We start from the raw sequence: 3046 nt of genomic DNA, 5'->3' as shown, positions 1-3046 counted from the left end.
GTATTATTTTCTGACCTGCTTGTGCATATTGAGTGGGATTGTCCCATTTTATTTATTTGCGACTGCACCAGTAAGAGAACAAATCATCCCAGATCAAACATTGCCTAGTAACTCCATTGTTCCTAATGATTGAATTAATTGTGAAATTACTGGTGGGACAACAATTGGCAATAACCTGTTTCATAGCTTTGAGGAATTTTCCATCCCCACAGATGGTGCAGCATATTTTCAAAACGTCGCAAATATTCAGAATATTATTAGCCGTGTCACAGGTAAATCTCAATCTATCATTGATGGATTAATCCGTGCTAATGATACAGCTAACTTATTCTTAATAAACCCAAATGGAATTGTTTTTGGTAATAACGCTTCTCTCAATGTTGGTGGCTCATTTATTGCGACTACAGCCAATAGAATTAAATTTGCTGATGGTTCTGAATTTTTAACGACATCAACCCAGAGTAACCCTTTACTAACTATCAGTGTGCCTGTAGGTTTAGGTTTTGCAGAAGTACCAGCAAAAATTATTAATCAAGCGATCGCATTAGACTCATCTGACAATCTTGTTGGTCTGCAAGTACCCTCAGTTAAAACCTTAGCACTGATTGGCGGTGAAGTAGCTATAGAGGGGGGATTTTTGACAACACCAGGAGGAAGAATTGAGTTAGGAAGTGTCTCCGGTAACAGTTTTGTCAACCTGACACCCGTAGATAAAGGTTGGGTTTTAGGTTATGAGGATGTGCAGAACTTTCAAGACATCACCCTCTCTCAAGCAGCCTTCGTAGGTTCGAGTGATTTTCTCGGTGCTGATATTCAGATGCAGGGAAGGCGTATTACCATCACTGAAGGTAGTCAGGTGAGTTCTGTAACTGATTTTGATGGACAAGCAGCTAATGTCAAGATACGTGCTTCACAACAATTAGAGGTAATTGGAACGCCAGAAGACTTTTTCACAACAGGTATTTTTAATGAAATCGCTGGAGATGTTTCAGGTGAAGGAAAGACTCTCACAATTGAAACTGGGAGTTTAATTGTACAAGGAGGCGCACAGATATCAACTACTACTTACGGTACAGGTCGAGGTATAGATTTATCCGTCAGAGCTTCGGAGTCTATTCAACTTGCAGGAAACTCAACTATTTTTAATGTACCAAGTGGTTTATTTGCCGCAGTAGCACCAGGAGCTATAGGTAATGGTGGAGTATTAACCCTTGAGACTGCAAAGTTATTGGTTCAAGGAGGTGCACAAGTTTCAACTGCTACTTTTGGTGCGGGTAATGCTGGGGAATTAAGGGTTATAGCCTCTGAGTCCATAACAGTGGAGAGCAGAAGGCCAGATGATACAAGAAGTAGTGGTTTATTTGCTCAAGTTGAAGAAGGTGCTACAGGTGATGGTGGCAATTTAATTATTAACACTCAAAAGTTAAATGTTTTGGGTGGGGCGCAGATTTCCACGTCGGCGAGGAGTGGTGGAAAAGGGGGAGTTTTAACTATTAATGCTACTGATTCTATTTTAGTGAGTGGAACAGCTGCGATCGCAGATAATTTTAGTAGAAGTAACATTCTCGTTTCCGCTGAACGAGGAGCTACCCGTGATGCGGGAGAATTGCAAATAACTACTAATACCTTGACCGTGGAAAATGGAGGTAGAATTTCAGCAGACAACTTCGGTTCAGGTAAGGGAGGAACTGCAACTTTAGATGTCAAACAATTGCTGATTCGCAATGGCGGAGAAGTAAGAGCTGGCTCTTTTAGTCAAGGTGATGGTGGAACTTTGAATGTAAATGCTACCGAATCTGTAGATGTGGTTGGTATTGGTAACATTAACGGACAAGAAACTCCCAGTACCTTATTCTCCCAAGCTCAAGACAGTGGGAAAGCCGGAAATCTAACTATCACTACACCAACTTTTAAAGTTAGTAATGGCGCAGTGGTCACTGTGAGCGCAATAGGCACTGGCGAAGCAGGTAACTTAACAGCTAGGGCGAACACCATTCGGCTCAACCAGGGTAAACTCACAGCAGAAACTAATGCAGGTGCAGGTGCAAATATCAGACTGGAAGATTTAAAACTGTTGCTGTTGCAAAATCAAAGTCTCATTTCTGCTCAAGCTTTTAATAATGCCAACGGTGGTAACATCGCCATTGATGCACCGGATGGTTTTATCGTCGCCACGGCCAATCAAAATAATGATATTGTCGCTAATGCTTTTCAAGGGCAAGGTGGCAATATTAACATTAATGCTCAGAGTATTTTTGGTCTAGTACAACGCCCATCAACTCCGCCTAATAATACCAACGACATTGATGCTAGTTCCCAGTTTGGCTTAACAGGTACAGTCACAGTTAATACACCTGATGTAGACCCTAGTCGCGGTTTGGTACAATTACCTGACAATTTAACGGATGCGTCACAACAAATTGTCTCTAGTTGTAACCCCGGTAGTTCCGCTAGACGTAGTTCTTTCACCGTAACAGGACGGGGAGGAATTGCCCGCAGTCCGATAGAACCATTTCAAGGTGAAGTATCTACAGCACGATGGATAACATTAGATGCAATAAATACTGATCAAAATAGTAATGTGATTAATGAAATTCTGCCATCTTCCCCAGCTAAAATAGTCGAGGCGCAAGGCTGGATTATCGATAAAAACGGTAATGTATCTCTAGTAGCTGAAGTCCCAAATATTAACCCTCGTGCTTTGTCTATCTCTAGTAGTAGTTGTTTCTAAGTAAAATGGGAATTTTTCATGCGGCGAGACTCGATTTTTTACAAACTATTTCAACAATATCCCACTCTTTTATTTGAATTATTGACAAATCCGCCAACAAATGCATCCACCTATCGATTTGATTCAGTAGCAGTCAAAGAACCCAAATTTGAAATTGACGGCGTATTTATTCCACCGGAAAATGCAGGTGCAGGAGTTGTGTATTTCTGCGAAGTCCAATTTCAAAAAGATGAAAGGCTATATGAACGGGTATTGGCTGAGTCCTCACTGTATTTTTATCGCAACCGTGACAGATTTAGCGATTGGCAAGCAGTG

2 protein-coding genes are annotated in these 3046 nt (G+C 41.2%); both read left to right on the top strand.

Annotated elements, in window-relative coordinates; all coding sequences use genetic code 11:
• Window positions 1-133 precede the first annotated feature (133 nt).
• On the top strand, window positions 134-2731 hold the full coding sequence (locus A4S05_RS38370) for a two-partner secretion domain-containing protein (protein WP_141699955.1): 2598 nt from the start codon (window positions 134-136) through the stop codon (window positions 2729-2731).
• A gap of 18 nt (window positions 2732-2749) precedes the next feature.
• A partial coding sequence (locus A4S05_RS38365; RefSeq protein ID WP_141699954.1) for a DUF2887 domain-containing protein occupies window positions 2750-3046 on the top strand: 297 nt, incomplete at its 3' end.

It is taken from the genome of Nostoc sp. KVJ20 (assembly GCF_001712795.1).
In the GTDB taxonomy this organism is placed as follows: domain Bacteria; phylum Cyanobacteriota; class Cyanobacteriia; order Cyanobacteriales; family Nostocaceae; genus Nostoc.
This window is presented reverse-complemented; position numbering and strand designations above follow the sequence as displayed.